This is a genomic window from Paenibacillus sp. FSL M7-0896 (assembly GCF_037975415.1).
GTDB classification, from domain to species: Bacteria; Bacillota; Bacilli; order Paenibacillales; family Paenibacillaceae; genus Paenibacillus_AQ; species Paenibacillus_AQ silagei.
The window spans coordinates 1,805,707-1,829,811 of sequence record NZ_CP150250.1 but is presented as its reverse complement, the minus strand read 5'-3'; the positions used below and the strand labels follow the sequence as shown (position 1 = coordinate 1,829,811).

General features: G+C 52.3%; 20 protein-coding genes and 1 pseudogene. 8 read left to right on the top strand and 13 right to left on the bottom strand.

All coding sequences use genetic code 11. The features are described 5' to 3' along the window. The first annotated feature begins 441 nt into the window (after positions 1-441). The 3 genes from MKY12_RS07655 to MKY12_RS07645 all read left to right on the top strand — a co-directional run bounded on the left by MKY12_RS07655 (position 442) and on the right by MKY12_RS07645 (position 5,574). Complete coding sequence (locus MKY12_RS07655; protein ID WP_076079097.1) at positions 442-1,476, top strand: LacI family DNA-binding transcriptional regulator; 1,035 nt, start codon at positions 442-444, stop codon at positions 1,474-1,476. A gap of 425 nt (positions 1,477-1,901) precedes the next feature. Next, positions 1,902-2,564 carry a beta-phosphoglucomutase gene (gene pgmB / locus MKY12_RS07650; protein WP_339313347.1) on the top strand — a complete coding sequence of 221 codons (663 nt, stop codon included), beginning with the start codon at positions 1,902-1,904 and terminating at the stop codon, positions 2,562-2,564. A gap of 691 nt (positions 2,565-3,255) precedes the next feature. Further along, positions 3,256-5,574, top strand: coding sequence for a glycoside hydrolase family 65 protein (locus tag MKY12_RS07645; protein WP_339313345.1), 2,319 nt, complete (start codon positions 3,256-3,258; stop codon positions 5,572-5,574). Here the strand turns inward: MKY12_RS07645 and MKY12_RS07640 are convergent. Then, positions 5,564-6,271, bottom strand: a complete 708-nt coding sequence (locus MKY12_RS07640) for an HAD family hydrolase (RefSeq protein WP_339313344.1) — start codon at positions 6,269-6,271, stop codon at positions 5,564-5,566. The two genes, MKY12_RS07645 and MKY12_RS07640, sit on opposite strands and share 11 nt — an antisense overlap. Before the next feature lie 180 nt (positions 6,272-6,451). Here MKY12_RS07640 and MKY12_RS07635 point away from each other — a divergent pair, with 180 nt between their 5' ends. From MKY12_RS07635 to MKY12_RS07625, 3 genes are all read left to right on the top strand, one after another. Beyond that, positions 6,452-6,628 (top strand): hypothetical protein, encoded by a 177-nt coding sequence (locus MKY12_RS07635; protein ID WP_339313343.1) that lies wholly within the window; start codon positions 6,452-6,454, stop codon positions 6,626-6,628. 109 nt (positions 6,629-6,737) lie between these two features. After that, positions 6,738-7,598 carry an AraC family transcriptional regulator gene (locus tag MKY12_RS07630; protein ID WP_339313341.1) on the top strand — a complete coding sequence of 287 codons (861 nt, stop codon included), beginning with the start codon at positions 6,738-6,740 and terminating at the stop codon, positions 7,596-7,598. 155 nt (positions 7,599-7,753) lie between these two features. Then, positions 7,754-8,599, top strand: a complete 846-nt coding sequence (locus tag MKY12_RS07625; protein ID WP_339313340.1) for a DegV family protein — start codon at positions 7,754-7,756, stop codon at positions 8,597-8,599. 81 nt (positions 8,600-8,680) lie between these two features. On the opposite strand, the gene MKY12_RS07620 is transcribed toward MKY12_RS07625, so the two are convergent. The 8 genes from MKY12_RS07620 to MKY12_RS07585 form a co-directional block, all read right to left on the bottom strand. Beyond that, positions 8,681-8,908 carry a hypothetical protein gene (locus MKY12_RS07620; protein WP_339313339.1) on the bottom strand — a complete coding sequence of 76 codons (228 nt, stop codon included), beginning with the start codon at positions 8,906-8,908 and terminating at the stop codon, positions 8,681-8,683. Positions 8,909-9,000: 92 nt separating this feature from the next. Beyond that, on the bottom strand, positions 9,001-9,801 hold the full coding sequence (locus MKY12_RS07615; protein ID WP_339313338.1) for a class I SAM-dependent methyltransferase: 801 nt from the start codon (positions 9,799-9,801) through the stop codon (positions 9,001-9,003). Between the two features lie 493 nt (positions 9,802-10,294). Next, complete coding sequence (locus MKY12_RS07610) at positions 10,295-12,112, bottom strand: ATP-binding protein (RefSeq protein WP_339313337.1); 1,818 nt, start codon at positions 12,110-12,112, stop codon at positions 10,295-10,297. Between the two features lie 241 nt (positions 12,113-12,353). Then, positions 12,354-13,046: an ABC transporter permease gene (locus MKY12_RS07605; RefSeq protein WP_339255015.1), complete on the bottom strand. Its 693-nt coding sequence runs from the start codon at positions 13,044-13,046 to the stop codon at positions 12,354-12,356. Further along, positions 13,039-13,956 (bottom strand): ABC transporter ATP-binding protein, encoded by a 918-nt coding sequence (locus MKY12_RS07600; protein WP_076079106.1) that lies wholly within the window; start codon positions 13,954-13,956, stop codon positions 13,039-13,041. Before MKY12_RS07600 ends, MKY12_RS07605 begins: the two co-directional genes overlap by 8 nt. Positions 13,957-14,060: 104 nt before the next feature. Beyond that, a complete protein-coding gene (locus MKY12_RS07595) occupies positions 14,061-14,996 on the bottom strand; it encodes a sensor histidine kinase (RefSeq protein ID WP_209872862.1) in 936 nt (311 codons plus the stop codon). Then, positions 14,993-15,742: a response regulator transcription factor gene (locus MKY12_RS07590; protein WP_339313336.1), complete on the bottom strand. Its 750-nt coding sequence runs from the start codon at positions 15,740-15,742 to the stop codon at positions 14,993-14,995. The genes MKY12_RS07595 and MKY12_RS07590 overlap by 4 nt, the downstream gene beginning before the upstream one ends. Before the next feature lie 356 nt (positions 15,743-16,098). Beyond that, positions 16,099-19,059: an S-layer homology domain-containing protein gene (locus MKY12_RS07585; protein WP_339313334.1), complete on the bottom strand. Its 2,961-nt coding sequence runs from the start codon at positions 19,057-19,059 to the stop codon at positions 16,099-16,101. Between the two features lie 290 nt (positions 19,060-19,349). Here MKY12_RS07585 and MKY12_RS07580 point away from each other — a divergent pair, with 290 nt between their 5' ends. Further along, positions 19,350-19,841 (top strand): DinB family protein, encoded by a 492-nt coding sequence (locus MKY12_RS07580; protein WP_339313333.1) that lies wholly within the window; start codon positions 19,350-19,352, stop codon positions 19,839-19,841. A gap of 76 nt (positions 19,842-19,917) precedes the next feature. Here MKY12_RS07580 and MKY12_RS07575 read toward each other — a convergent pair. From MKY12_RS07575 to MKY12_RS07560, 4 genes and pseudogenes are all read right to left on the bottom strand, one after another. Continuing rightward, positions 19,918-20,013: pseudogene (locus MKY12_RS07575) on the bottom strand (phosphoribulokinase); the annotation flags it as partial. Next, positions 20,010-21,137 (bottom strand): glycoside hydrolase family 88 protein, encoded by a 1,128-nt coding sequence (locus MKY12_RS07570; RefSeq protein ID WP_339313331.1) that lies wholly within the window; start codon positions 21,135-21,137, stop codon positions 20,010-20,012. The pseudogene MKY12_RS07575 and the gene MKY12_RS07570, both read right to left, overlap by 4 nt. A gap of 35 nt (positions 21,138-21,172) precedes the next feature. Continuing rightward, entirely contained in the window at positions 21,173-22,207 is a 1,035-nt protein-coding gene (locus tag MKY12_RS07565) for an alpha/beta hydrolase family protein (RefSeq protein ID WP_339313330.1), read from the bottom strand. A gap of 56 nt (positions 22,208-22,263) precedes the next feature. Next, positions 22,264-23,154 (bottom strand): pectinesterase family protein, encoded by an 891-nt coding sequence (locus tag MKY12_RS07560; RefSeq protein WP_339313328.1) that lies wholly within the window; start codon positions 23,152-23,154, stop codon positions 22,264-22,266. Positions 23,155-23,227: 73 nt separating this feature from the next. Here MKY12_RS07560 and MKY12_RS07555 point away from each other — a divergent pair, with 73 nt between their 5' ends. Beyond that, a complete protein-coding gene (locus MKY12_RS07555) occupies positions 23,228-24,097 on the top strand; it encodes an AraC family transcriptional regulator (RefSeq protein ID WP_339313327.1) in 870 nt (289 codons plus the stop codon). Positions 24,098-24,105: the final 8 nt, after the last annotated feature.

Here is a 24,105-nt window from a genome sequence, read left to right as displayed (position 1 = left end):
CGGTTTCTTATGGGCTGATTCAGAACATTTTGGCGCAAACGTTTGTAGAATGAAATAGAGCTACTACTTAGTACAGGACACAATAGAATCAATTCTGTTGTGTCCTCTATAGAATGAGTATTTATAGGTGTCTGCTGAAATTTTCGAACCAGCTAATCTTCCGGAGAAGTAATGTTCAACTGCTTACTTTTTAGAGATTGATAAGCCAAACCCTACTCTATTTGCACTAATTTTGCACAAAATCCCCTTCTTCATTGCACAGATTTGCATACTCCTCTGCTCCACTTCCAGATTCACAATAGCTTAAGCCGTATCGCTGTGTAGTGCTCAGAACGTAGAAGCCACGGGGATTACGCCCTATGCGAGGTTTCACTATTTACAATCATCCCCACTTCGATTAATATTACTGTGTAAAGCAAACGGTTCCATTAGGAGGTTTCTATGACAGTTACCATTAAGGACGTTGCCAAGAAAGCGGGGGTCTCACCCTCCACGGTGTCCCGGGTGTTGTCAGGCCATCCCAGAATCAGCTTAGAAACTTCCCGTAAGGTCAAAGTGATTATGGAAGAAATGGGCTACACCCCGAATATGATGGCCAAAAGTCTGGTATCCAAGACCACTAACAGCATCTGCATCATTCTTCCGAAACCGGCTGAAGAGCTGTTCTCCAATTTGTTTTTTATGGAATTAATCCGCGGGATCGTCACTCAGTCCAGCCGTTCCGGCTATGATGTGCTGATCAGCTCCGGAGCAAACGAGAAGGAGGAGCTTGAAGCTGTCTCCCGTCTGCTCAAGGGACGCCGCGTGGACGGCGTTATTCTGCTGTATTCCCGAAAAGACGATGCGGTGATCGATTTCCTGCAGTCGGGCGGTTATCCCTTTGTCCTGGTGGGACGGAGCGACCGCTACGAGGATATTCTGTCAGTGGACAATGATAATATCATGGCCGCCTATGATGCGACGAATCATCTCATCTCCATGGGGCATGAACGCATCGGCTTCGTCAGCGGGCCGCCGAACCTCATCGTCTCGCGCGACCGGCTGGAGGGTTACCGCAAGGCCATGCAGGGCAAGGGTCTGGAAATGAAGGATGAATGGATCGTTGAAGGCGAATTCCTGCAGGACAGCGGCTATAGGGCGATGTCCTTCTTTATGAATCTTCCGAACCGTCCGACAGCGCTTGTTGCGGTGGATGATATGGTCTCATTCGGGGTACTCCGCGGATTGAACGAGCTGAAGTACAAGGTCCCTGAGGATCTGGCGATTGTCAGCTTCAACAATATCCCGCTCTCCGAGCTGTCCAGTCCTCCGATCAGCAGCATTGATATCGGGATTTATCATCTTGGCTATACGGCCTCTCAGGTACTGATTCAGAACATTCAGAAGCCGGATAATCAGGACGGATATACGAATCGTTTTGTCATTCCCCACCGTCTAATCGTACGGGAGTCCTCTATGCATGCTCCGGGAAATTAAGGCATGTACAAGAAAATGAATGAAGCAGAGTTACGCTTCATTTATTTTTTGGAACTTTGCACAAACGTTTGCGCTAAAGTTCAGAATGTTGCTGGTAGGGGGATTCCCGCCTGCGGCTACTGGCGGTGAGGCTGGGGCTGATACACACTTTTTTAGTTTTCACTGTTCGGCCCTCGTGTGAATAGGAATTGTTGCACATTTTGCAGGAATTCCACCAGCAGGGCACGATTCGCAGAGAAATGTTGCATATTTTGCAGGATTCTTGCCCAGTTGGCACCCAGCTTTCACCGATTGTTGCATTTTGTGCAGGATTTCCGCCAGCGGGGCATGATTCGCAGAGAAATGTTGCATATTTTGCAGGATTCTTGCCCAGTTGGCGCGATAACCACATCTAATTGTTAACTAATCATATTAGGAGGTTCAACATGTCAGATATCAAAGCCTGCCTGTTCGATCTGGACGGTGTTCTCGTGGACACTGCCCGGTATCACTATATTGCCTGGAGGGAGCTGGCCGAAGAGCTTGGATTTGTCTTCACAGAGCAGGATAATGAGCGGCTCAAGGGCGTCAGCCGGGCCGCTTCGTTGAATATTCTGCTGGAGATCGGCGGCATCACACTTGGTGAAGACGAGAAAGCCCGGCTGGCCGAGCAGAAGAATAACCGCTATGTCGAGTATATCGCCAAGATGGACAGCTCGGAGATTCTGCCCGGCGCCCTGGACTTTCTGCAGGAATGCCGGACCGCCGGCATCAAGGTAGCCCTCGGCTCCGCCAGCAAGAACGCCATGACCATCCTGAACAATACCGGCCTGACCCCATACTTCGATGCCATCATCGACGGCACGCATACCAGCGCGGCCAAGCCTGACCCGGAGGTCTTCCTGCTGGGCGCGAAGGCTCTGGACACCGTTCCCGCACACTGCGTCGTCTTCGAGGATGCCGCTGCCGGTATCCTGGCCGCTTCCCGTGCCGATATGCGCAGCGTGGGCATAGGCTCACCCGAGACGCTAGGCGGAGCCACACTAGTTGTCCCTTCCCTGCGGCAGCTCACTGTTGCCACGCTGAAGGAATCTTTTGCCACTGTATGACGAATAGTAACAGAGCCTGAGCCTAGCCGTGAGCCCTTCCGCTCAAGCGGCATCTCTAGTCCGCCGGACAGCCTAACTGTACTTTGTACAACTATATTGCCAATTTATCCCCCGGTTATCGGCTTAGTTGTACTTTGTACAATTATGCTATCCCTTTTAAGCTGATATGACCATTTAGGGCAGATTTAGTTGTACAGACTACAGTTATACGACTCAAGTCCCTCTAATCGCACCTTTTAAATGCACAGAATACAACTAACTCTAAGTCTGAACCTCTGAGCTTCGCTCATGGTGCAGAAAGCGTCAATTACTCCCTGCACTCATCCGTTCAGATCATCAATTTAGATCATCAGCTCAGATTATCAGTCAGAGCGAATGCTGCACTTGCATCTTCTACCCTACCATCAGTAAAAGAACTGAAGGTAGTTATTAAACTCATGGGGATGAAGCTGCGGAGTGAAAGTTTGGAGCTGTAGGAGCGTTAGCGACCGCCTGAAAGCTTTCCGTAGGAAAGCTCGCATCGGAAGCATATGCTTGAATCAGATTTCATCCGCTGAGAACCACTTCAATAAAGAAATCTGATTATAACAGCGGCCGGAAGCCCAAATCTTTCGCGCAGTGGCGATGTAGTCCCCATAATTTTATTACGAGGTTCAGTTCATTTCATATCCCCCTTAAAGGAGCCAAAATCATGAAACAATACTTAACAATCAACGAATGGTCCATTATCGAAGAATCCTTTGATCCGCAGACCCAGGAAATATCCGAAAGCGTATTTAGTATCGGGAACGGATACATGGGCGGCCGAGCCAACTTCGAGGAGCAGTACAGCGGACCCAGCCTGCAAGGCAGCTATATGGCCGGCGTCTATTACCCTGACAAGACACGGGTCGGCTGGTGGAAGAACGGGTACCCGGAGTATTTTGCCAAAGTGCTGAACAGCACCAACTGGATCGGAATTAACATCGGGCTGGACGGAACCCCGCTGGATCTGGCCAACTGTACGGTCAGCGAGTTCCGCCGCATACTCAATATGAAGGAAGGCACGCTCTCACGCAGCTTCACCGCAACCACTCAAGACGGCAAAGAAGTGAAGGTTGAGAGCATCCGCATCGTCAGCATGGTCCGTCAGGAGATCGGGGCGATCCGCTATTCGCTCACTCCGCTCAATTTTGCAGGGAATATTACCGTAACCCCTTACCTGGACGGCGATATCAAGAACAAGGACTCCAACTATGACGAGAAGTTCTGGAACGAAGTGGAGAAGAAGGCCGGACCAGAAGGCGGACATTTGACCCTGAAGACCAAAAAGCTTGATTTCCATGTCACCTCCGCCTTCGTCTTCGACATTCTGCTGAATGGGGAGCCGGTTGCGGCCGAAGCAGAGGTACTGGAGCAGGACAAATATGTGGGCAGTACAGTGAATGTTCCGGTACAATCCGGCGAACAGCTGGTTATTTATAAGTATGCTGCGAATGTTACCTCCCGCAATTACGGGCTGGGACAGCTCGTAGATGCCGCCGGGTCGGCACTGCAAAGTGCGCGGGAGGCGGGGTTTGTGGCGCTTTTGACAGAACAGGCTGCGGCTTGGGGCGACAAGTGGAAAGAGAGCGACATTATTATCGAGGGTGATGTGTCGGCGCAGCAGGCGATCCGGTTCAATATTTTCCAGCTGAATCAGACGTATACGGGTGAGGATGACCGGCTCAACATCGGGCCGAAGGGCTTCACCGGGGAAAAATACGGCGGCAGCACCTACTGGGATACGGAAGCTTATTGTGTGCCGTTCTATCTCAGTACCGCCGACTCCGCGATTGCCCGCAATCTGCTGATCTACCGCTACAAGCACCTGGAGAAGGCCAAGGAGAACGCCCGTAAGCTCGGCTACCGCAAAGGCGCGCTCTATCCGATGGTCACGATGAACGGTGAGGAGTGCCACAACGAGTGGGAGATTACGTTCGAGGAGATTCACCGCAACGGCGCGATTGCCTATGCCATCTATAACTATGTGAATTATACCGGCGACAAGGCTTATCTGGCTCAATACGGCCTGGAGGTGCTGGTGGAGATTGCGCGCTTCTGGGAGGAGCGTGTGAACTATGTGGCGCATAAGGACAAATACGTGATGCTGGGCGTCACCGGCCCGAATGAATACGAGAATAACGTCAATAACAACTGGTACACGAACCGGATGGCCGCCTGGACGATGGAATACACGCTTGAGGCTCTGGCCTATGTGCAGGAGAATGAGGGTTCGCGTTACGCTGAGCTGGCCGACAAGCTGGAGCTGCTGGAGAGTGAAACGGCCAAGTGGAGTGAGATTATCGGCAAAATGTACTATCCCGCTGACGAGGAACGCGGAATCTTCCTCCAGCAGGACGGCTTCCTTGACAAGGAGATCATTCAGGTCAAGGATGTGCTGCCGGAGAACCTGCCGCTGAACCAGAAATGGTCATGGGACCGGATTCTGCGCTCCTGCTTCATCAAGCAGGCAGATGTGCTTCAGGGACTCTACTTCCTCGGCGACCGCTATGATCTGGAGACCAAGAAGCGCAACTTCGACTTTTACGAGCCGATCACCGTGCATGAGTCCTCCCTCTCCCCTTGCATCCATTCCATTCTGGCCAGTGAGCTGGGCTACAAGGAGAAGGCGTATGAGATGTACCTGCGGACCTCACGCCTGGATCTCGACAATTACAATAACGATACGGAGGACGGCTGCCATACAACCAGCATGGCGGGTACATGGATGTCCGTTGTTCACGGCTTCGGCGGACTTCGCGTGCTGAACGACCGGCTGGTTCTAAACCCGTCTAATCCTGGACACTGGACCTCCTATTCGTTCAAAATTATGTTCCGCGGCTCCCGGCTAAAAGTGACCGTGACCGATGCACAGGTTACCGTCAGCAACGAAACCGAGGTTCCAGCCTCCCTCACCATTCACGGCAAGGAGTATATGGTGAACGGACTAGGCACTGTCAGTGCCGGGGGCGCTTCTGTCACGGTGTAAGCTTATCAGCCCCGAAGATGTATGGCTTCTTCGGGGCTTTTTTTAATAAGAGCTCCACTAATTCTGCCAAATCATCAATAACTGCATCCGCTTCGGCCACTGTGACAAACTGTTGATTCCGTTTCCAGACGGCCTTCATTCCCGCTTCGCGGCTTGCCCGAATATCGTTATCCGGATGATCGCCAACAAAAAGAGCATTGCCCGCGTCTACACCTAATCTTGTTAATGCACGATGAAAGATGGCCGGATCTGGTTTACGGAGTCCCTCCCATTCGGAGATAAGCACCTCATCGAATAAATGCCCGATGTTCAATGCCTTGAAATTATCGTATTGAAATTGACCATAACCGTTCGAGATTAAGGCAATCTTCAGATCATGATTCTTCAGTTCAGTAAGCATACTTAATAAATTCGGGAAACCTGTACAGTGTTGCTGGAAGTTGTATAAGTAATCATCCAATAGCAAGTTCCAGTCCAGCTTCGAAATAGAGAACTCTTGTAAGATCTGTTGATATACTTTGTCCTTCCACAGGTAACCGTGATTATCAAGCTCGATAAAGCGCTGAACAAACAAATCATAATCAACAATCTGAAGCTCCGGGTAACGCCGGTATTGATCTTGTACGAACTTTAACAGGGATGTATCCCGGTCTAGCAATGTTCCATCCAAATCAAAAAGAACCGCTTGAATTGTCAATCCAATCCCTCCATTCCCTTGCAACCTATAAACCTAATATACCATGGTAATCGAGCTACATTTATGAAAAGAGCCTTTTGGAAAGAAGCCGTAGTCTACCTGATCTGCCCGCGCTACACCGAGATTAATGTGCAGTAGGCGCTGGCTGATCCGGACTCGGGATTTTATTATTATCAAGAATTGATTCGTCTGCGTAAGCAGCATCCCATTATGGTCTATGCCGATTATGAGCTGCTGCTGCCGGTGCATGAATATATCTATGCCTATACCCGCACCCTGGAAGGTGAAAAGTGGCTAATCCTAGAGCCTGCCGGATCGGGTAGTCTAACGAATGCTGACAAACCCCTTCAAGTATGACATCATAGGTGGATAGGACGCAGGCGGAACCCTGTCATTAATGAGCAGAGAATAACAGGAACATCTGTGCGGTGGTATGATAGGATGATTTCAGAAGGAGATGGGGAGCTTGGAATGGCTGATCCGAATGAAGAATGCACTGGACTATATGGAGCTGAAAATGACTGAAACGCTGCGCATTGAGGAAGTGGCTGAGGTGGCCTTTGTCTCACCGTTCCACTTCCAGCGCATGTTCAGTATGCTGACCGGCTTCACCGTGGCCGACTATATCCGCAAGCGCAGATTGACGCTGGCCGCCCAGGAGCTGGCCGTGTCCAAGGTCCGTGTGCTGGATGTGGCGCTGAAATACGGTTACGACTCGCCGGAGTCCTTCGCCAAGGCGTTCCGCAAAGCCCATGGGATTACCCCCTCGGAAGCGCGTAAGTCCGGTGTACAGCTCAAAGCCTTCCCCCGCATCTCGTTCCACCTATCATTGAAGGGAGATCAGGACATGGACTACAAAATCGTGGATAAACCAGCTTTTACCGTCATCGGCAAATCAATAGAGGTAACTACCCGTGACGGGGAGAATTTCCGCAGAATCCCGCAGTTCTGGGACGAATGCAATGAGGACGGCACTTCCGATAAGTTGATCGAGCTTTCGTCTTCCCGCGAATGGCTTGGCATCTGCACGGATATGGATATGAAAAAGGAACAGCTTACCTACTGGATCGGGGTGGAAGGAACGCCGAAGACAGATGCACAAGGGTATGAGACCACTGTCGTTCCGGCCGCCAGCTGGGCAGTCTTCCGGTCCGAGGGCGCTTTGCCGCATGCCATTCAAGGAGTCTGGCAACGCATTTTCCAGGAATGGTTCCCGGGAACCGGCTACGAGCATACCGGCGGCCCTGAGATCGAGTTATACCCGCCCGGCGATACGAAATCAGAGGATTATGTCTGTGAAGTATGGATTCCAGTGATGAAGAAATAAGAGCAGTGCTGATATTTGGGGAACGGCTTCGCTGTCTGCTTGGACAGTGGAGCTGTTTTTTTGTTTTGAGATTCTTCCCAAGCTTGGTATAATAAATAGATTATAGTTTTCATAATCTAGTGTATTCTCATCCGAGATCGGTGAAGGAGATATTCATGTCTATCGTAAAAATCTTTTCAGACAGCACTTCCGATTTGCCGCAAGGCTGGAAGGACACATATGATATCGGCATTGTGCCGTTATATGTAGTTTTTGAGAACGGTACCTTCAAGGACGGGGTCGAAATCACCCCCGAGGAGGTCTACCGCCGGGTTGCTGCGGGCGGTGCCCTGCCTAAGACTGCTGCGCCTTCCCCTGCTGATTTCATCGCCGCGTTCCAGCCGGTGATCAGCAGCGGCCATGATATTGTCTATATCAGTCTATCCTCTGCTCTATCTTCTACATATCAGAATGCACTGCTGGCAGCGGGTGAATTCCCGGAGGGCCGGGTGCATGTCGTAGATTCTGAGACCTTATGCGGCGGAATTGCGCTGCTGGTCATGAAGGCTGCACGTGCCGCAGCCGCAGGCGAGAGCGCTGCCAACATCGCAGCAATGATTACCGAAGCCCGTAACCGGGTAGAATCAGAATTCGTTGTCGATACGCTGGACTACTTATACATGGGTGGCCGCTGTTCTGGAATGCAGAACTTTATCGGCAGCCTGCTGAAGATCCGTCCGGTTCTCCGGCTGGTGGACGGAGCCATTGTCCCCGTTGCCCGCATCCGCGGCAAGAAGGAGAAGGCCGTGGAACAGATGCTCCACCATGCGCTGGCGAATGCCGCCGATATGGACAAGGAGCTGCTCATTATTGCCCATACGCTGGCAGAAGAGGATGCCAAGATGCTGGAGACCGCGCTGCGCGCGCAGACTGATGTTGAGGAAATCGCCGTCATTCATGCCGGCTGTGTCATCGGGAGTCACTGCGGACCTGCTACGGTAGGTCTGATGTATATGCGCTAGAGCGGGTGGGCCCACACAATACATTTGGGCCCACTTGCCATAGCGCCAGTACAATGTGATCGGTTTTTCGATTATATTTGGCTAACTTGCCTCACGATTGCACAATGTGATCGGTTTTTCGATTACATTTGGCTCACTTGCCTCACGATAGTGCAATGTAATCGGTTTTTCGATTACATTTGGCTCACTTGCCTCACGATAGTGCAATGTGATCGGTTTTTCGATTACATTTGGCTCACTTGCCTCACGATAGTGCAATGTGATCGGTTTTTCGATTACATTTGGCTCTCTTGCCTCACGATTGCACAATGTGATCGGTTTTTCGATTACATTCTGCCTACTTGCTTCAAGCTAACAGCAGGTCCCCAAATGGAGACCTGCTGTTAGCTTGCTTGATACTATTACGTTGTCCTATCAGGATATAACGGTCTTAACAGTACCTCAACAGCATCGGCAACCAGCGTGTAGAATTCGGGGAATCCCGGGTGCTCGGCACTCTTGATTTCTTCGAAGGTACGGATATATAATCCTTGCGAAGCGACAGAGGTCAGGATATCCCCCAGCGTCCAGCTCCGCACCACCACTTGTCCTAAGCCGGAACGCTCCTCTTCAGGAAGCAGCTTGGCGAACGCAACTTCACTTTCTCTAAGCGTATCGTCAAAATAATTGCCGGTGGGATGCTGAAGCGTCTTCGTGGTCAGCCATGCCCTGGCGAACGGGTGAAAGTCGGTCAGCAGAAGTCGTCCATTTACCTTCAGCCGTCTGCGGACCAAGGCAAACACCGCATTCAAATCAGTGAAATAATGCAAAATCCCAAACTCCATCAGCACCACGTCGAACGTTCCCAAGGCTTCTTCTTCTGGGATATTCATGACGTCTGCACAGATGTAATCCAGCTTCACCCCCGCTGCTTCCGCTACCTCGCAGGCATATAAGCGGTTCTCTTCCGAAATATCCACGACGGTAACATCAGCGCCAAGCAACGCGAAGCAAATGGCCTTCCTGCCGTGAGAGCCAAGCAGATTGAGCACCTTCAAGCCTGACGGATCGCCCGTGTACTTGAGCCAATACCGCAGCGTATGTGCGGGATCCTGCTGCAGCTGCACTGCAAGCTCCTCAGGTGAACCATGGTACTGCGTCCAAGCCTGATAGGCTTTTGTCTCCCAAGCCGCCTTATTCGTAAGTGACATCTGCTCTTGCATGTTACTCCCCCTTGTAAGAAGAATTTGGAAATGGCACTTTCTGATTTTACTATACTCCGCTTATAATGCAACAAGCGGAATGGCCGCGCCAAATAAATTCTTACATATGAACCAAGAAGTCTGAGAAAAGATGGCCGTTGCCAGCAAGTAAATAGAAAAACGTAGCTTATTTCGCCGGATTCAGCGGATCATAGAGCAACAAGTGGAAAAACAGCAACTAAAATTGACATTTTTTCCTCTCAAGCTGAATTGGGCTGAATTAAGTGCTGATTTTCCAACTGCTGTCCCAGTAAGAGCCTATCGAAGATAAGCAAGTGGAGAAAATCCAATTATTTGCGCTGCCCATGCGTCAGAGTGGATATAGCGGACAGAAATAACCCGCCCCACTGTATCTTGGGAAACGGGTTGTCTGGCTTGATAGTTGAGAATACAGGTGATTGTCCTCGATATACGAGAACACAAGTGAGCGTCAGCCCCCGGCTCCGGTTAACCCTCAGGAGAGTAACTCCGGCTCCAGCTCCGCCTCTTCCTTCATAAAAGGCAGCATGAACCGGAAGATCGATCCCCGGTCCTCCTCGCTCTCCACGAAGATCGTTCCGCCCATCAGCTCCACGAGCTGCTTACAGATGGCAAGTCCCAGTCCGGTTCCGCCGTATTTGCGGTTAATGGACGGATGCAGCTGGGAGAAGGACTGGAAGAGCAGATTCAGCTTGCTGTCGGCAATGCCTACACCGGTATCACGGACCGAGAACTCCAGCAGATATTCCGGTGAGGCAGGCAACGGGATGTTCTTGACTGACAAGGTGACACTGCCCCGATCGGTGAATTTCAGCGCGTTGCCTACCAGATTGACGATAATCTGGCGCAGCCGGCTCGGATCGGTCGTGACGATGTCCGGCACACTGGTATCTGCCCACCAGCGCAAAGAGAGCTTCTTCTCCTCCGCCTTTGGAGTGAACAGATCAATAATGCCCTCCAGCATCTCCCGCAGATCGAAGCGTTCGGATTGCAGCGGCATCTTGCCCGCCTCCATCTTGCTGAAATCAAGGATGTCATTGAGAATCTGCAGCAGGCTGTAGCTGCTGCTGCGCAGAATCTCGGCGTAGCTGCGCTGCTCCTCCCCAAGCTCGGTCTCCAGCAGCAGGTCGGCCATACCGATCATTCCGTTCATCGGCGTACGGATCTCATGACTCATCATTGCCAGGAAATCCGACTTGGCCTGTGCGGCCCGCTCTGCCGATTCCTTGGCGCGGAGAATCTCCCGCTCGTTCGTAATATCGCTGAAGGAAATAACCACACCGCAGATCATCCCTCTGTCCAGCAGCGGAGCGATCCGGTAATTCACGAAGAAGCTGGTCCCATCCTTGCGCCAGAACACTTCATCCGCCTTGCTGCGGGTAACTCCGTCTTGCAGGGTAAGCGTGATGGGACACTCCAGCAGAGAATGGAGGGGCGCGCCTCCATGCATGTAATGGATTATCTCCATCATCGGCAGCCCGGTCAGCTCTGACGGCTCGTAGCCCAGCATCTCTGCCCCTTCACGGTTAATGAATATGGTCCGGCCGAGGTTGTCCAGGCCGAAGATTCCGGCAGAGACGGAGTTCAGAATGAGGCTAAGCCGTTTGTCCTCGGCCATCTCGAACACGAATTCGGCCTGCGGCAGCTCCTCGTCATCCTTCGCGGCGGCCACTTCATCCGCGTACGCAGAACACTCGTCTCCTGCCTGCACATTCCGCTCAACACCTGCCGCAAGACTGCTGCTCATGCTCACCCAGCTATGCAGCAGTCTGGACAGGGGGCGGTTCCCGGGATCATGGAGGATAGCGAATACACCGGCAATGCCTTCGTCTGTGTGAAGCGGCACATAGCGTACCGTAACCCCTGAACCGCAAGCACTTCCCGTCCCCTTGGCACTTCCAGAACTCCCAGCACTCTCAGCACTTCCAGCACCAGCACTTACCACATTTCCAGCACTGGTACTTCCCGCACTTCCAGCACCATAATTTCCCCCAGGCTCAGCACCGCCGGCCCCTCTCCCCGTCTCTTCATGTCCTTCCGAGGCTTCCACGGCCAGCTCGAAGCTCGATGTAATCCCGGCCAGGGCAGCTGCGAAATGAGCCTCACCGGGCGGATGCATCCGGCAATCGTTCAGTCTGCCTGCCTCCTCGGCACTTAACATCCGGTTACTGTCCCTGTACCTTCCCTGCCTGTCCAGCACAATGATGAAGTCCGGATGATGATCGAACAACGCCCTATAAGCACTTTCACCAGATAGCGCGTTGTCCAGAATAGAAGCCCAGTCCTTAAGCATAGCCCACCTCCTCCGCTGCTCCTTCAACCCTGCTATCGTTAGCGTCCGAAGACTGCAGAAACGCTCTGATTATGTAGAACCCTTTGAATTAGTTCCTATTATAGCAAAAAAAACGTTAGCGGTCGCCAGAAAAACATAGCATTAACCGGGCTGTACAACAACAAAAACAGTGCAAGTCCTTCAGGAGGACCGCACTGTCTGCTTCATTTCTAAGAGTGGACCGGCTTCGATTCCGGCAGCCTCAGCTTACATCCTGATGCTCGATATTGCGGATCGAGAAGTAGGCAACCGCCACCCCGGCCAGGGCCAGGCCAACCGAGATCCCGAGCAGGTCACCCATGCGGAAGCCGCCGAAGCTGTTGCCAGAGGATATCAGCGAGACGATCAACACGGCGGAAACAATCGTGGCCGTTACGGATTTGCGGCGCATTCCGAAGTATAACGGAATCAGCCCGATGCCTGCCGCGTATAGCGCATCCGTCCCCGCGCTGAGCAGGTGAGTAGTAATCAGCTCCCGGGTCAATGTCTCCTGAATAACATTCGGGAACACATACAAGCTTCCTGCTAGAAGGCTGCTGATGGCAATATCCGACAGCAAAATGCCGAAGAAGGTAAACAAAAAGACAATGATCAGCTTGGCGGCCATGAGCATTTTGCGCGGTACCGGGTACGTGAACAACACAGTAATCGTATTGTTTTTGTATTCGTCGATGACCAGCTTGCTAAGCAACACAGAGGCGAAGACGATATAAGTCGCTTTTACAAATATGAATACTCCTTGAAAAATCTCGCCATAAGTATCGAATTCCCCATCATCCATCCCTGTAAAAATCAGCAAGATCATAGCAGTAAGAATGGCCAGATCCGCAATCAGCACGCCCTTAAGAAAAGTGAATTTACTCTTGCGCAGCTCCAGCCGGATTAACTTAAACATGGTTGACGCCCCCCATCAGTTCCACAAAATGATCCTCCAGCGAATGATGCTTCTTGCTCATACTCTCCAGCTCCACCTCTGCTGCGGACAGGGCCCGGCTCAGCTCTAGCTGCGGGATGTCTTCATAGACACGAATGGTCCGCGGGTCAAGCACCTTGTAATTGCGGAGACCCAGCTTCCCCTCCAGGACGAAGACGGCCTTCGTGCACTCGCTGGTCACCAGCTCGATATACTGGGTTTGCTGGCTCCGGATCGTATCCATTGCCACCTGCTCCACCAGCACCCCTTCACGAATTACGCCGATCGTGTCGGCAATCTGCTCGATTTCGCCCAGAATGTGGCTGGAGATCAGCAGGGTCATGCCATAATCACGGCTCAGCATACGGAACACCTCGCGCAGCTCCTTGATTCCAAGCGGGTCCAGCCCGTTAATCGGTTCGTCAAGAATCAGCAGCTCCGGCTTGGTCATGACCGCTCTGGCAATGCCCAGCCGCTGCTTCATCCCCAGGGAGAAATTCTTCACCGGTTTGCTGTCCACGGCTCTCAGCTTCACTAATTCGAGCGCTTCCTCTATCGCATTGGCATCATAAAAGCCCATATACTCCCCATGCAGCGCCAGATTCTCGCGGGCACTCAGCTTGTCGTAGAACACCGGGTATTCAATAATGCTGCCCATGCGCTTAAGCATGTCGTAAGAGCGGTGGGTCATTTTCTCCCCGGCAAATTCAATCTCGCCCGCCGTCGGCTTCACCAGATTCGTGATCATTTTCATCACCGTTGTTTTGCCGGCGCCGTTCGGTCCCAGGAACCCGTAAATTTCACCCTGCTTAATCTCCATATTCACACTGCTAACAATTTCCTTATCCTCATAGACCTTGGTCAGATCCCATGTCCGGAGTATCGTTGTCATTTTCCGTTATCCCCTTTAGCATCGTCTTGTTCTTCCTGGTATTTATTCTACAGGGCGGAATTTGCTTTTTTCTTACTGAAATCTTACTTAATTCTTAAGAAGCTTCAGAAGGACTGTCTGGGAAAAGAGAGCGTAAATGCCGTACGCACATTCGGCTGGCTGCTCAGGGAAATAGTCCCGTTCATCTGCTCGGTCAGCCGCTTCGTAATCGTCAGTCCCAGGCCGCTGCCCTGATAGTCGCGGTTACGCGAATCCTCCAGGGTGTACAGCCGCTCGAACACCTTATCCTCGTGGCCTTCGGCGATGCCCTTGCCCCGGTCCCACACTTCTATGCAGACCCGTCCGGCGTCAGGGTACAGCTTCAGCCCCAACACTCCCCCTGCATTACCGTAGGTAATCGCGTTGGAGAGCAGATTCGTCAGAATCCGGTCCAGTGCCTCATCGTTGCCCATGATATGAAGCGGCTCTTCCGGGATCTCGATCTGCACTTCCGTGCCGCTCTCACTAAGCAGATCATAGAAGGAGAGAATATTCCGGCGGCAGACCTCGCCCAGCTCTACCCGCGAGAGCGGGATATCCCGGTCCCCCGACTCCAGCTTCGCCAGATCAAAGAACCGGTTCATCAGCACAATGACCTCACCGGCCTTGGTATGAATCGTCCGCAGCATCCGTTCCTGCTCTTCCTTGGATATCGCCTCATCATGCAGCAGCGTCTCAATATAGCCCAGCACCACCGTCAGGGGCGTCTTCAGATCATGCGACACATTCGCCAGCATTCCGCGCATGGATTGCTCCAGCTTACTCCGCTTAGCCGCTCCCTGATGATTGACATCCAGCAGCCGGTTCAGATCGGTCAGCAGCTGCTGCACCTGCGGACTGCTGCTCATCAGCAGCAGCCGCTCATGCGATCCGCCTTCTATAATGCTCTCCAGCTTATAGTGAATGTAGTCCAACTGGCGGGCATGCTGCCGTGATTTCAAGAACTGTAACGTAGTGACCACAAGCAACAGTACAAGCAGAACCAGCAACAGAATGATCACAGCAGCACATCTCCCAGCTTGTAGCCGATCCCCCACAGCGTTTTGATATACTCCGGATGGGAGGGATCATCCTCAATTTTCTCGCGCAATCTGCGCATATGTACATTAATTACATTCTCATCGCCATAATAATCCTCTTCCCAGACTTGGCTGTAGATCTGCGCCTTGGTGAATACCCGGCCCGGACTGCTCACGAACAGCTTCAGGATGTGGAACTCCTTGGCGGTCAGCTTCAGCTCTTGCCCGTTCTTCCGCACCGAGAAATTATCCAGGTCCACACTCAGCCCGCGCAGCTCGATTCCCTTCGGCTTCTCCGGCTGTGTCTCTCCGCCATCCTGCACCCCGCTCCCGGCAGCAGCCTGGCTTCCAGATGCAGCATACCCCGCCCGGCGGATCGCCGCCTTCACCCGGGCTGCCAGTTCAATCATCGAGAACGGCTTGGTAATATAATCATCCGCGCCGAAGCCCAGCCCCAGCGCCTTGTCCACATCGCTGTCCTTTGCCGACATAATCAGCACCGGCACAAGGCTGCCGCTGCGGATCATCTGCAGCACATCCGTGCCGCTGCGCTTCGGCAGCATCAGATCCAGCAGAACCAGATCATAAGGAAGACCTCCAACGAACTTGCTCACCGCCGCTTCCCCGTCATATGCGGTCTCTACCTCATAGCCCTCTTTGGTCAAATAAGAATGAACCATTTCGCTGATCGCTTCATCATCCTCGATCAGCAGCACCCTCTGTTGCATAATGAACCTCCCGTACTCCTATTTGACGCCGCCTGTAGCAGCAGGCAGCTCTAAGAAACTAACACCGGCTTCTACAAGCCGGATTATATAAATCTGCGACGAGCCACAATCGCTGATTTCGATGACAATACCGTTCAGCATATCTTATACAAGTGGCTGATTCACCGTAGAATTCATGATTGGATGGAGCTTTGTTAAAGTATACCAATGCTGCAGACGCGATTCTACTAAAAAGAGAGCTATCGGAGGACTGGCGTTACAACAGTGACCCAGTACTGCATGCAACAAAGCAGCGGCTCTCTTGTAACGGGAGAAGCGCTGCTCTGTTTTTCCAGATCATCTGCTGTATTCGTTTATTATTCCTTAGTCAAAATAATATCGAGGGGATCAACAAGCAAGCCCTCTTTAACTTTAAATTTACAATTGATTTCGATCCTCTTCTGATGCTTGGTGTCCCAATAGATAAATACATCGTATTCCCCATCCGGAAAATCAGCACCGAAAACCCCGTTTTTCAACTCAACCGTTTTGATATAATCCATACCGTCAAGGCCACTGCCTAATTCAATATAGCCGTCCGGCAGCGCGGTCCCATCTTCATATTTCAAAGTACCGGTGACATTATTCGCCGGCAAATGAATTACAAGCTCACGCGGATCAGACTGTCCATCCAGCACCGAGAACCTGTAATACGGGAATTTGGCATTGTAGCTGGAGTACATTTCTTCTGCTAAAAGACGTACACGGTATGCGCCATCCGGCAGATAGAAATCAAACATACCCTTCTTAATAGTGGCCGAATATAGAAGCGGTGAAGCAGTACCAACCTCTTCGATCATTAATACTCCACCAGCATATGGAGTTCCGTCCTCATTATAGATCTTGCCTGATATTGCTAAAGGTACTTTAATATCAATCGGCCCGGCGGCAGGTTCACCGTTAACAATTTTTATCTGCGTACGCAAATCTATAGTTCTTGCCTCGTCAGTGTTTAACGCCCGAATGTTATAATCGCCATCCGGTAAATAAAGATCAAACTTACCTGCAACCACAGGGACCCTGTAAATTCCGTAATTCTGAGCATTCATTTCTCTAATTTCCAGCCATCCATCGTCAATCGGGGAGCCATCCACGAAGCTAATGTTTCCTTCAATTTTTGGAGGCAATTTTATATCCAGATTGCTCTTCCCGTCAATGACCTCAAATAAATAATTAATTCTTAATTGATTGTTGGTTTCGCCATAGATTAACATTTCTACGTTATAATGACCGTCCGGTAAATAAAAATTAAAGTTGCCTGCTTGGATTTCGGCACTATACCAGCCAAGCGGTCCGCTGTCTAAGCGCTGTACAATAATTTCCCCATTCTCAAATGCGGTCCCGTCCGAATACTGGATCGTACCTGACTGCTGCTCAGGAATGAGAATATGCACTTCTCTATCTGCCTTGCCATTCATAACGTAAAACATATAGTAGAGTGAAATGATCTCTTGTGTAGTTGTGGAACGCAGCGAGTAAATCTTGTACGGCCCATCCGGCAAATCTATTGAGAATTCCCCGTTCGTCAGTGCAGCGGTGTAAATCATATGATCGCTATCCCGTTCTAGGTACAAGATGCCTGTATCAACAGCCTTCCCGTCTGCACGCTCAATGAAACCTTTTACAACCCCATGATTTACAATGGGCGGTGTGGGTGCCACCGTTGACCCAGGTGTTACTATGGGTGTTACTACCGGCCACGAGGATGGGGATGGCGACGGTGAATTCACCGCTGTGGGTGCTACTGTAGCTGTTGGTATTGGTGTTGCTATTGGTGTCGGCGTTGCCGTTGGTGCTGGCGTTGCTATTGGTGTCGGCGTCGCTGCTGGCGCCGGTGTCTCTACCGTACTGCCACCTCCATCGCCTCCACCAGTTCCTCCCCCTCCGCCGCCAACTAGTACAGCCGCTGTTGGGGCCGCCGAAGACGTAGCAACCGTTAGATCAGAACCGGCTATATTTACTCTCACATCTGCCGGAACATCTGTGCCGATCGTAAGTTTACCTGGAGCATTCTCCATTGTAATGCCCGAAGCGTTGACAACCGCATTCCCGATGTTGCCTTTACCTGATATTTGTATACCGGCGTTCATTGTCATGGACTTGATATTGCTGCTATTGGACAATTTATTACTGCCCGCTGTTTTATCAAGATTGACTGCCTCCACAGTGCCCCCGCTGAGTTCGATGTTAAGGCGTGAGGCAAGAATATTTACAGCCTTGAAGCTGCCGGTCAACAGAATGCGGGCATCCGCTGGAATTTCAGGAGATAACGTGAGAGTGCTGATCTCAGCTCCGGTGAGGGATTCAATGGCAGCAGCGGACTGAATCTGAAGGTTATGGATTTGGGTCTTTCCTTCAGCGACCACTCTTACACTGCCATCTTCCTTGTCAACACGTACAGAACCCAGTGTGGAATCGGCAAGATGAATACTGTTCACCCCGCCGCCTTCAATTGCGGTATTGCCTTTTACTGTTACATTCTGGAGCCGCACATCGCCTTCAGCTATACCTTCTCCCAGCAGCAGATCTCCAGTGATATTCATATTACGGAGTGTGATACCCGGCACGCTGACCACTACATCACTATCTACTTCCGACATTCCTGACAACGGACCATATATACCTGGTGTTTCATAGATGATTACATATTCATCGGAATCTGCATTTAGCACCGATAGAGCCCTATCCAAAATGACTACGGTCTCTGCCCGGGTTGTATAAGCGAGAGGCCGAAAGTTCCCATCACCGGAACCCTTCATGATACCTTGTTCGCTGACAGCCCCGATCGCACCTTTGCTCCAAGCTGCACTCTTAGTAATATCCTTGAAATCAGGAGCCGCAGCCGGTGCTGTCAGCTTAAGCAACTTGCTGATGATCACAGCCAGCTCTTGCCGGTTGATCTTCTGATCAGGCTTAAAGGTCCCATCCTCGTAGCCTTGTATGTAACCTGCAGCATTAGCCTGCAAAATACTTGAATAATACCATTTACTGCTGGAGATATCGTTAAAATTAGCTTTTTTCGTTTTAGTGAATCCAAAAGCCCTATTAATCAAAACCGTTAATTCCGCCCGGGTGACCGGGTTATCCGGCTTGAATTCCCCATCCGGGTAGCCGGAGATCAGACCTTGATCCATCCACCTGCTGATTTGATCCTTCGCCCAGTTTCCTGCCAGATCCGGCGCATTACCCGCAAAAGCTGCGCCTGCCGGCAATATCGCAAGACATATGGCTAGTGCTCCAGCGACTACTTTTTTGCTTACACTTCTTTTGATAAACAAACTGATTCCCCCGACTATGTAGTTATAAAAGCATACAAATTATAAATTTCCTTGCTCTAACTAATCCTTAAGCCCTATGAATCCGTTAAAATTATAGCATGATTCCGGTAAAAGATTGGTATATTTCCGGATTTTATTTTCTAACCGGGAAAGTGAAAAAAAACCTCCTAATGACTGATTTATCATCCAGTCTATGAATTCTGCGAACCTGACAGGCTGTCGTCCAGTTCCTCCTATTATAATGAATGATATAATCTCTTATTCAATCTGACAGACAAGGTGGTATGATCATGGCAACCAAAACCAACAAGCAGCTCATTCTTGAATTCGAATCCTTCATCCCCTATATTCAATCGCTGGACAGCATGGAAGATGCAGACTGGGAGGCTCCGCTGGAGGCCGGAAAATGGTCCCTGCAGGATGTCCTTTGCCACATCATGCTGTGGGACAAATACTTTTATGAGGAGGCCCTGGTCAAAATTCAAGAAGGCCTGCCGCTGACAGCCGCACATCTGGACTTCAATGCATTCAATGCCAATGCGGTTCTATACGCCAGGACAGTAACCCGGCAGGAAGCCATCCGGCAATTCGTCCTGTACCGGACCAAGATTACCGGACTTGCGGCCTCCTTCAGCGATGCGGCGCTAGAACAGAATCATCCCGATGGGGACGGCAAGAAATTCAGCATCCGCAAGTATCTGAGAGATTTCATCTCCCACGACAAGCATCATAAGAAGCAGATAGAGAAATATGCAGCATCAGTTGCGGTCCCTAAATCATAAAACTGCGGCCCCGTCTGTCCTCTGAAATCTGGATAGATGGAGCCGCAGTTTTTATCATTCTTTTGAATATAGATGCTTAATCTTGATTCCTAATCACAATATCGAACCTCTCATGATACGGATGCATGAATAATTCATACTGAATTCTACGCTGTTCGTGGGACTTCATTATTGCCCGGCAACATACCTCTCCACTTCAAGAGAAGCCAGCAGCAGCGGCGCAACACCCATAGGTACATCTGATACAACCGCTTCGGAAATGTAGTAATCGTAGGAGCCGTTGCGGTCTTTGCTGAGCCCTGCCCCGTGACAGATCTGGTGAAGATGAACGCCTTGTTCATCTTCGGTGATCAGATGCTTAAGGATTCCCTCGTAGCCGCTTAGCATCGCTGCCTTGAAGGAAGGCTCCAGATAACGCAGCCGCAGGGCTTTGGCCATCGCATAGACGAACATGCAGGAGCCTGTTGCTTCAAGGTAGTTGCCCTTACGTCCCGCCTGATCCAGCACCTGATACCACAGGCCGCTCTCCTTATCCTGCACCTCAACCAGCGCACCGCACATCCGCTGAAAAATCCCCATCACCGTTCCCCGCTGCGGATGGGTCAACGGGAAGTGCTCCAGGCAGTCCACGGCGGCCATCGCATACCAGCCCATCGCCCGGCTCCAGAAATGGGCCGACAATCCGGTGGAGGAATCCGCCCACTCCTGCTCCCGGGATTCATCCCAGCCGTGATAGAACAGGCCGGTACGGGGATCACGGGTTCTGCGCTCAATTAGCAGCAGCTGACGGGCGGCTTCATCGATCAGCTCCGGACGCCCGAAGACTGCCCCGTATTCGGCCAGGAACGGCGAAGCCATGTATAATCCGTCCAGCCACATCTGGAAGGGATATATTTTCTTATGCCAGAAGCCGCCTTCAGAGGTCCGGGGCTGTCCGATGAGCTGCGCTGCCAGCAGATGAGCGGCTTCCGCGTAGCGCTGCTCACCCGTCTGACGGTACAGCCAGAACAGATTCTTGCCCTGATTGATCTGATCCAGGTTATATTCCTCCAGCGAATAGGAGCGGATGCTTCCGTCCTCCCCGATGAAGCTGTCCATATGCCGCTGCATGAACGAGAGGTACTCAGGCTCGTTATGCTGCATCCCGGCCCGGGCCACTGACATCAGCAGCATGCCGGGGACATACGCCCAGCGCTCCATTACATACTCGTGTTCCCCTTGTTCATTGCATTGTCCGATGAAGGTATCCGCGATTCTGCGGGATAAGCCTGTGCTTACTGCTTCTGATATAGACATCTCTATTCCTCCTGTCATTTGCGCTAACTGTTACCCTACTCCTGCGGACCGGCAAGCTGCTTAAGCAGCCACGCATACGCCGGTTCCCCATGAATCTCATGCCCCCCTGTGAAAAAATCCGCCGCAAGCCGCCCTCCATAGCCCTCTGCCGCATAAATCAGCTCCAGCCGGTCCAAGGCTTGCCTCGCGGCGGCGGGACCAAACAGATGGTCCGCATCCCCCGCCTCCAGGAACAGCCCGCGCGGTGCAATCAGGCCCAGCAGATCCGGCATCTCCGCTTCCAGCAGAATGCCCGGAATGTAATTGTCCAGACAATGATTCCGCGTGAGAATGCTGTCTTGGAACGTATTGGCGTAGCCGCTGACCACCGCACTACTGATCCGTTCATCCAGTGCAGCCGTGAAGCCTGCCACCAGCCCGCCGCCGGAGATGCCCATAATGCCGATCCGCTCACCGTCCACCTCATCCCGCTGCTGCAGATAATCCAGCGCCCGCATCGTCTCATAGATGCGGAAGCCTGCCATCGTCTGCCCTGTCATCAGCAGCGCCGCGGACAGGCGGAAGCAGGAATTACGTCCGGGCTCGCCGCTGGCAAGATCCTCAGCCAGACGCCTGTCTCCGAATCCGAGCACCTCAGGAGCCGCAACGACGAAGCCCTGCTTCACCAGAGAGACGGCAAAATCCTTATGCAGTCCCGGGTCCCCCGTCCGCTCCGACCCGTCCGGGTTCAAGCCGGTAATCTCGCGGCTGCCGTAGCCATGCCCGTGAATAGCCAGCACAGCCGGGCAGGGAGAGCCTGCCGGCTCTTCCGGGATCAGGAGATACAGGGCCATTCTAAGTCCTTCATAGGTGGTGATCTCTATACGTTCACGGATATATCCGCTGCAGACTGTACGCTCCAGCCGTACCGGTTCAAGTGCCGCCCTCTGAGCAGGGAATCCGCCCAGCCGCTCTATGAACCTCGCGGTAAGGGATGCCCGCCATTGTCCGAATGGAAGGTCTGCGCTGAAGGCAGAGCTGCGCGGTGCAGACGCCGTCAGTTGATTGATATATTGTTCAAGTGATTCCATCAGGGAAATCCTCCAATCCTGAATGCCTGGGTCCGGGTGTACCACGGTCCAAGTGATTAATAGCCCTCGGGATGCCAGCCGTCCAGCACAGACAGGATCCGGTACTGTGCGGCTTCCTGCGCAGTTAACTGGCGAGACCACGCCACCCGGCCTTCGGGGCAAGCGCCCGGGCCGCTGCTGCCGTACTCTTCATAGCGGCTGGACTGCTCCCGGTCCGGCTGCCCCCAGTTATGCCAGCCTTCTCCGGTCACCGATCCGTCCATCACCGTGCGGATGAAGGCGACATGCGCGTAAGGGCGCCAAGGGCGTCCGAGATAGCACTCACTTACCCCTTCGCCGCCGGTAATCCGGCAATCCAGGAACACATAACCGAAGGCGGCTCCCTCCGGCGTTGAAGCCGCTGTGATATACCCTCTGGAGCGCTTGTTATGGAGATGGCAGCGGTCAAACAACGCGGTGGCCGGGCCAAAAATATAATCCACATCCCCCTCAATGTAGCAATCATCATAATATTGCCGCCCCGGCCCGGTATATAGGGTATCCTGGTCCCCTAACAGACGTACACGCCGGAACACAGCCTGCCCGGCATCCACGAACGCCGCGACCGCCTGTCCTGTTCCCGGGCCGGAAGTGTTGCGGATGGTCAGATTCTCGGCAGTGAAGCCTTCTGCGAACACGTTCAGCGTCCCGGTGCGGAAGGTACGCAGCGGTTCACCGTCCGCACCGAGCGTATGGGCATTATCATTCCACGAGATAATCGTGGAATGCTGATCCTCTCCCAGCAGCAGGATGGGCGGGGCTTCGCGGGCGACCGTAACCTTTTCCTCATAGATCCCGGGCTTAATCCGTATGGTTACGGCTTGCTTCTCCCCCGGCGGAATGGAAATCAATGCCTCCTGCAGACTGCTGAATCCTTCTCCGGCATTCTTCGAGACTATCATTAACATGGACGGCTCCTTTCACAGCAACCTGAATGTATTCTATAATAACTGTAACAGCTTCCAGGAGAAGAGGAGATGTATGAACAGCGTATCTGGCCCTAATCCCAAATATTATCTTGAAGACGGACGCTTCAGCATCCAGCATATGAAGCGCAAAGGCATCACTGCGATGCCGCGCCCCCACAGCCATGAATGGACTGAGCTGTATTATCTGACGGACGGGGAGCGTGTATATTTCGTGGACGACCGGGTGGTTACGGTCCACAAAGGCGAGCTGATTCTGATTCCCGGCCGCGAGCTCCATTCCACGGCAAGCTCCGAGAAGGCCGAGTTCGAGCGTATTCTGATCAACTATGACCCGCTGCTGCTGCCTCCGGTGCTGAGGGATGAGCAGCAGTGGTTCCAGAGCCGCCGCTACCGCTTGTTCAGGCTGACCCTGCGCGAGCAGAATGAAGCGGAGTCCCTGCTGAACCGCATGCTGGAGGAATCCCGCCTCCGGCGGCCCTTCTACGAAGCCTGTGTCACTGCGCTATTGACCGAGCTGATGATTCTGCTCCAGCGTTCGGAGAGCACGGCCCAGGCCGGCGGAACCCGCCATCCGCTGCACCATCTGGTAACCGAGGTCGCCACCTATATCCGTGCCCATTACCGGGAAGCGCTTACGCTGGAAGAGACCGCCAAGGACTTTTTCATCAGTCCCTCTTATTTGAGCCGGGTATTTCATCGCCTGACCGGCTTTCATTTCCGGGAATATATCGTCCATATCCGGGTCCGCGAGGCCCAGCGCCTGCTGGCCGGAACCCCCGCCAGAATCCAGGAGATCGCAGGGGCAGTCGGCTTCGAGCATCTGTCCCATTTCAATAAAACTTTCAAGAAATCAACCGGCCTGACCCCGCTCCAATACCGTAAGGAAGCGGGGGCGCAGCCTGCACCGGAGTCCGGAGGATAGTATCCGGT

Coding starts and splice junctions, on each gene's coding strand:
- MKY12_RS07625 (WP_339313340.1), top strand. CDS start 7,754: ATGTCTATCGTAAAAATCTTTTCAGACAGCACTTCCGATTTGCCGCAA.
- MKY12_RS07655 (WP_076079097.1), top strand. CDS start 442: ATGACAGTTACCATTAAGGACGTTGCCAAGAAAGCGGGGGTCTCACCC.
- MKY12_RS07560 (WP_339313328.1), bottom strand. CDS start 23,154: ATGTTAATGATAGTCTCGAAGAATGCCGGAGAAGGATTCAGCAGTCTG.
- MKY12_RS07645 (WP_339313345.1), top strand. CDS start 3,256: ATGAAACAATACTTAACAATCAACGAATGGTCCATTATCGAAGAATCC.
- MKY12_RS07610 (WP_339313337.1), bottom strand. CDS start 12,112: ATGCTTAAGGACTGGGCTTCTATTCTGGACAACGCGCTATCTGGTGAA.
- pgmB (WP_339313347.1), top strand. CDS start 1,902: ATGTCAGATATCAAAGCCTGCCTGTTCGATCTGGACGGTGTTCTCGTG.
- MKY12_RS07555 (WP_339313327.1), top strand. CDS start 23,228: ATGAACAGCGTATCTGGCCCTAATCCCAAATATTATCTTGAAGACGGA.
- MKY12_RS07565 (WP_339313330.1), bottom strand. CDS start 22,207: ATGGAATCACTTGAACAATATATCAATCAACTGACGGCGTCTGCACCG.
- MKY12_RS07580 (WP_339313333.1), top strand. CDS start 19,350: ATGGCAACCAAAACCAACAAGCAGCTCATTCTTGAATTCGAATCCTTC.
- MKY12_RS07590 (WP_339313336.1), bottom strand. CDS start 15,742: ATGCAACAGAGGGTGCTGCTGATCGAGGATGATGAAGCGATCAGCGAA.
- MKY12_RS07605 (WP_339255015.1), bottom strand. CDS start 13,046: ATGTTTAAGTTAATCCGGCTGGAGCTGCGCAAGAGTAAATTCACTTTT.
- MKY12_RS07570 (WP_339313331.1), bottom strand. CDS start 21,137: ATGTCTATATCAGAAGCAGTAAGCACAGGCTTATCCCGCAGAATCGCG.
- MKY12_RS07600 (WP_076079106.1), bottom strand. CDS start 13,956: ATGACAACGATACTCCGGACATGGGATCTGACCAAGGTCTATGAGGAT.
- MKY12_RS07615 (WP_339313338.1), bottom strand. CDS start 9,801: ATGCAAGAGCAGATGTCACTTACGAATAAGGCGGCTTGGGAGACAAAA.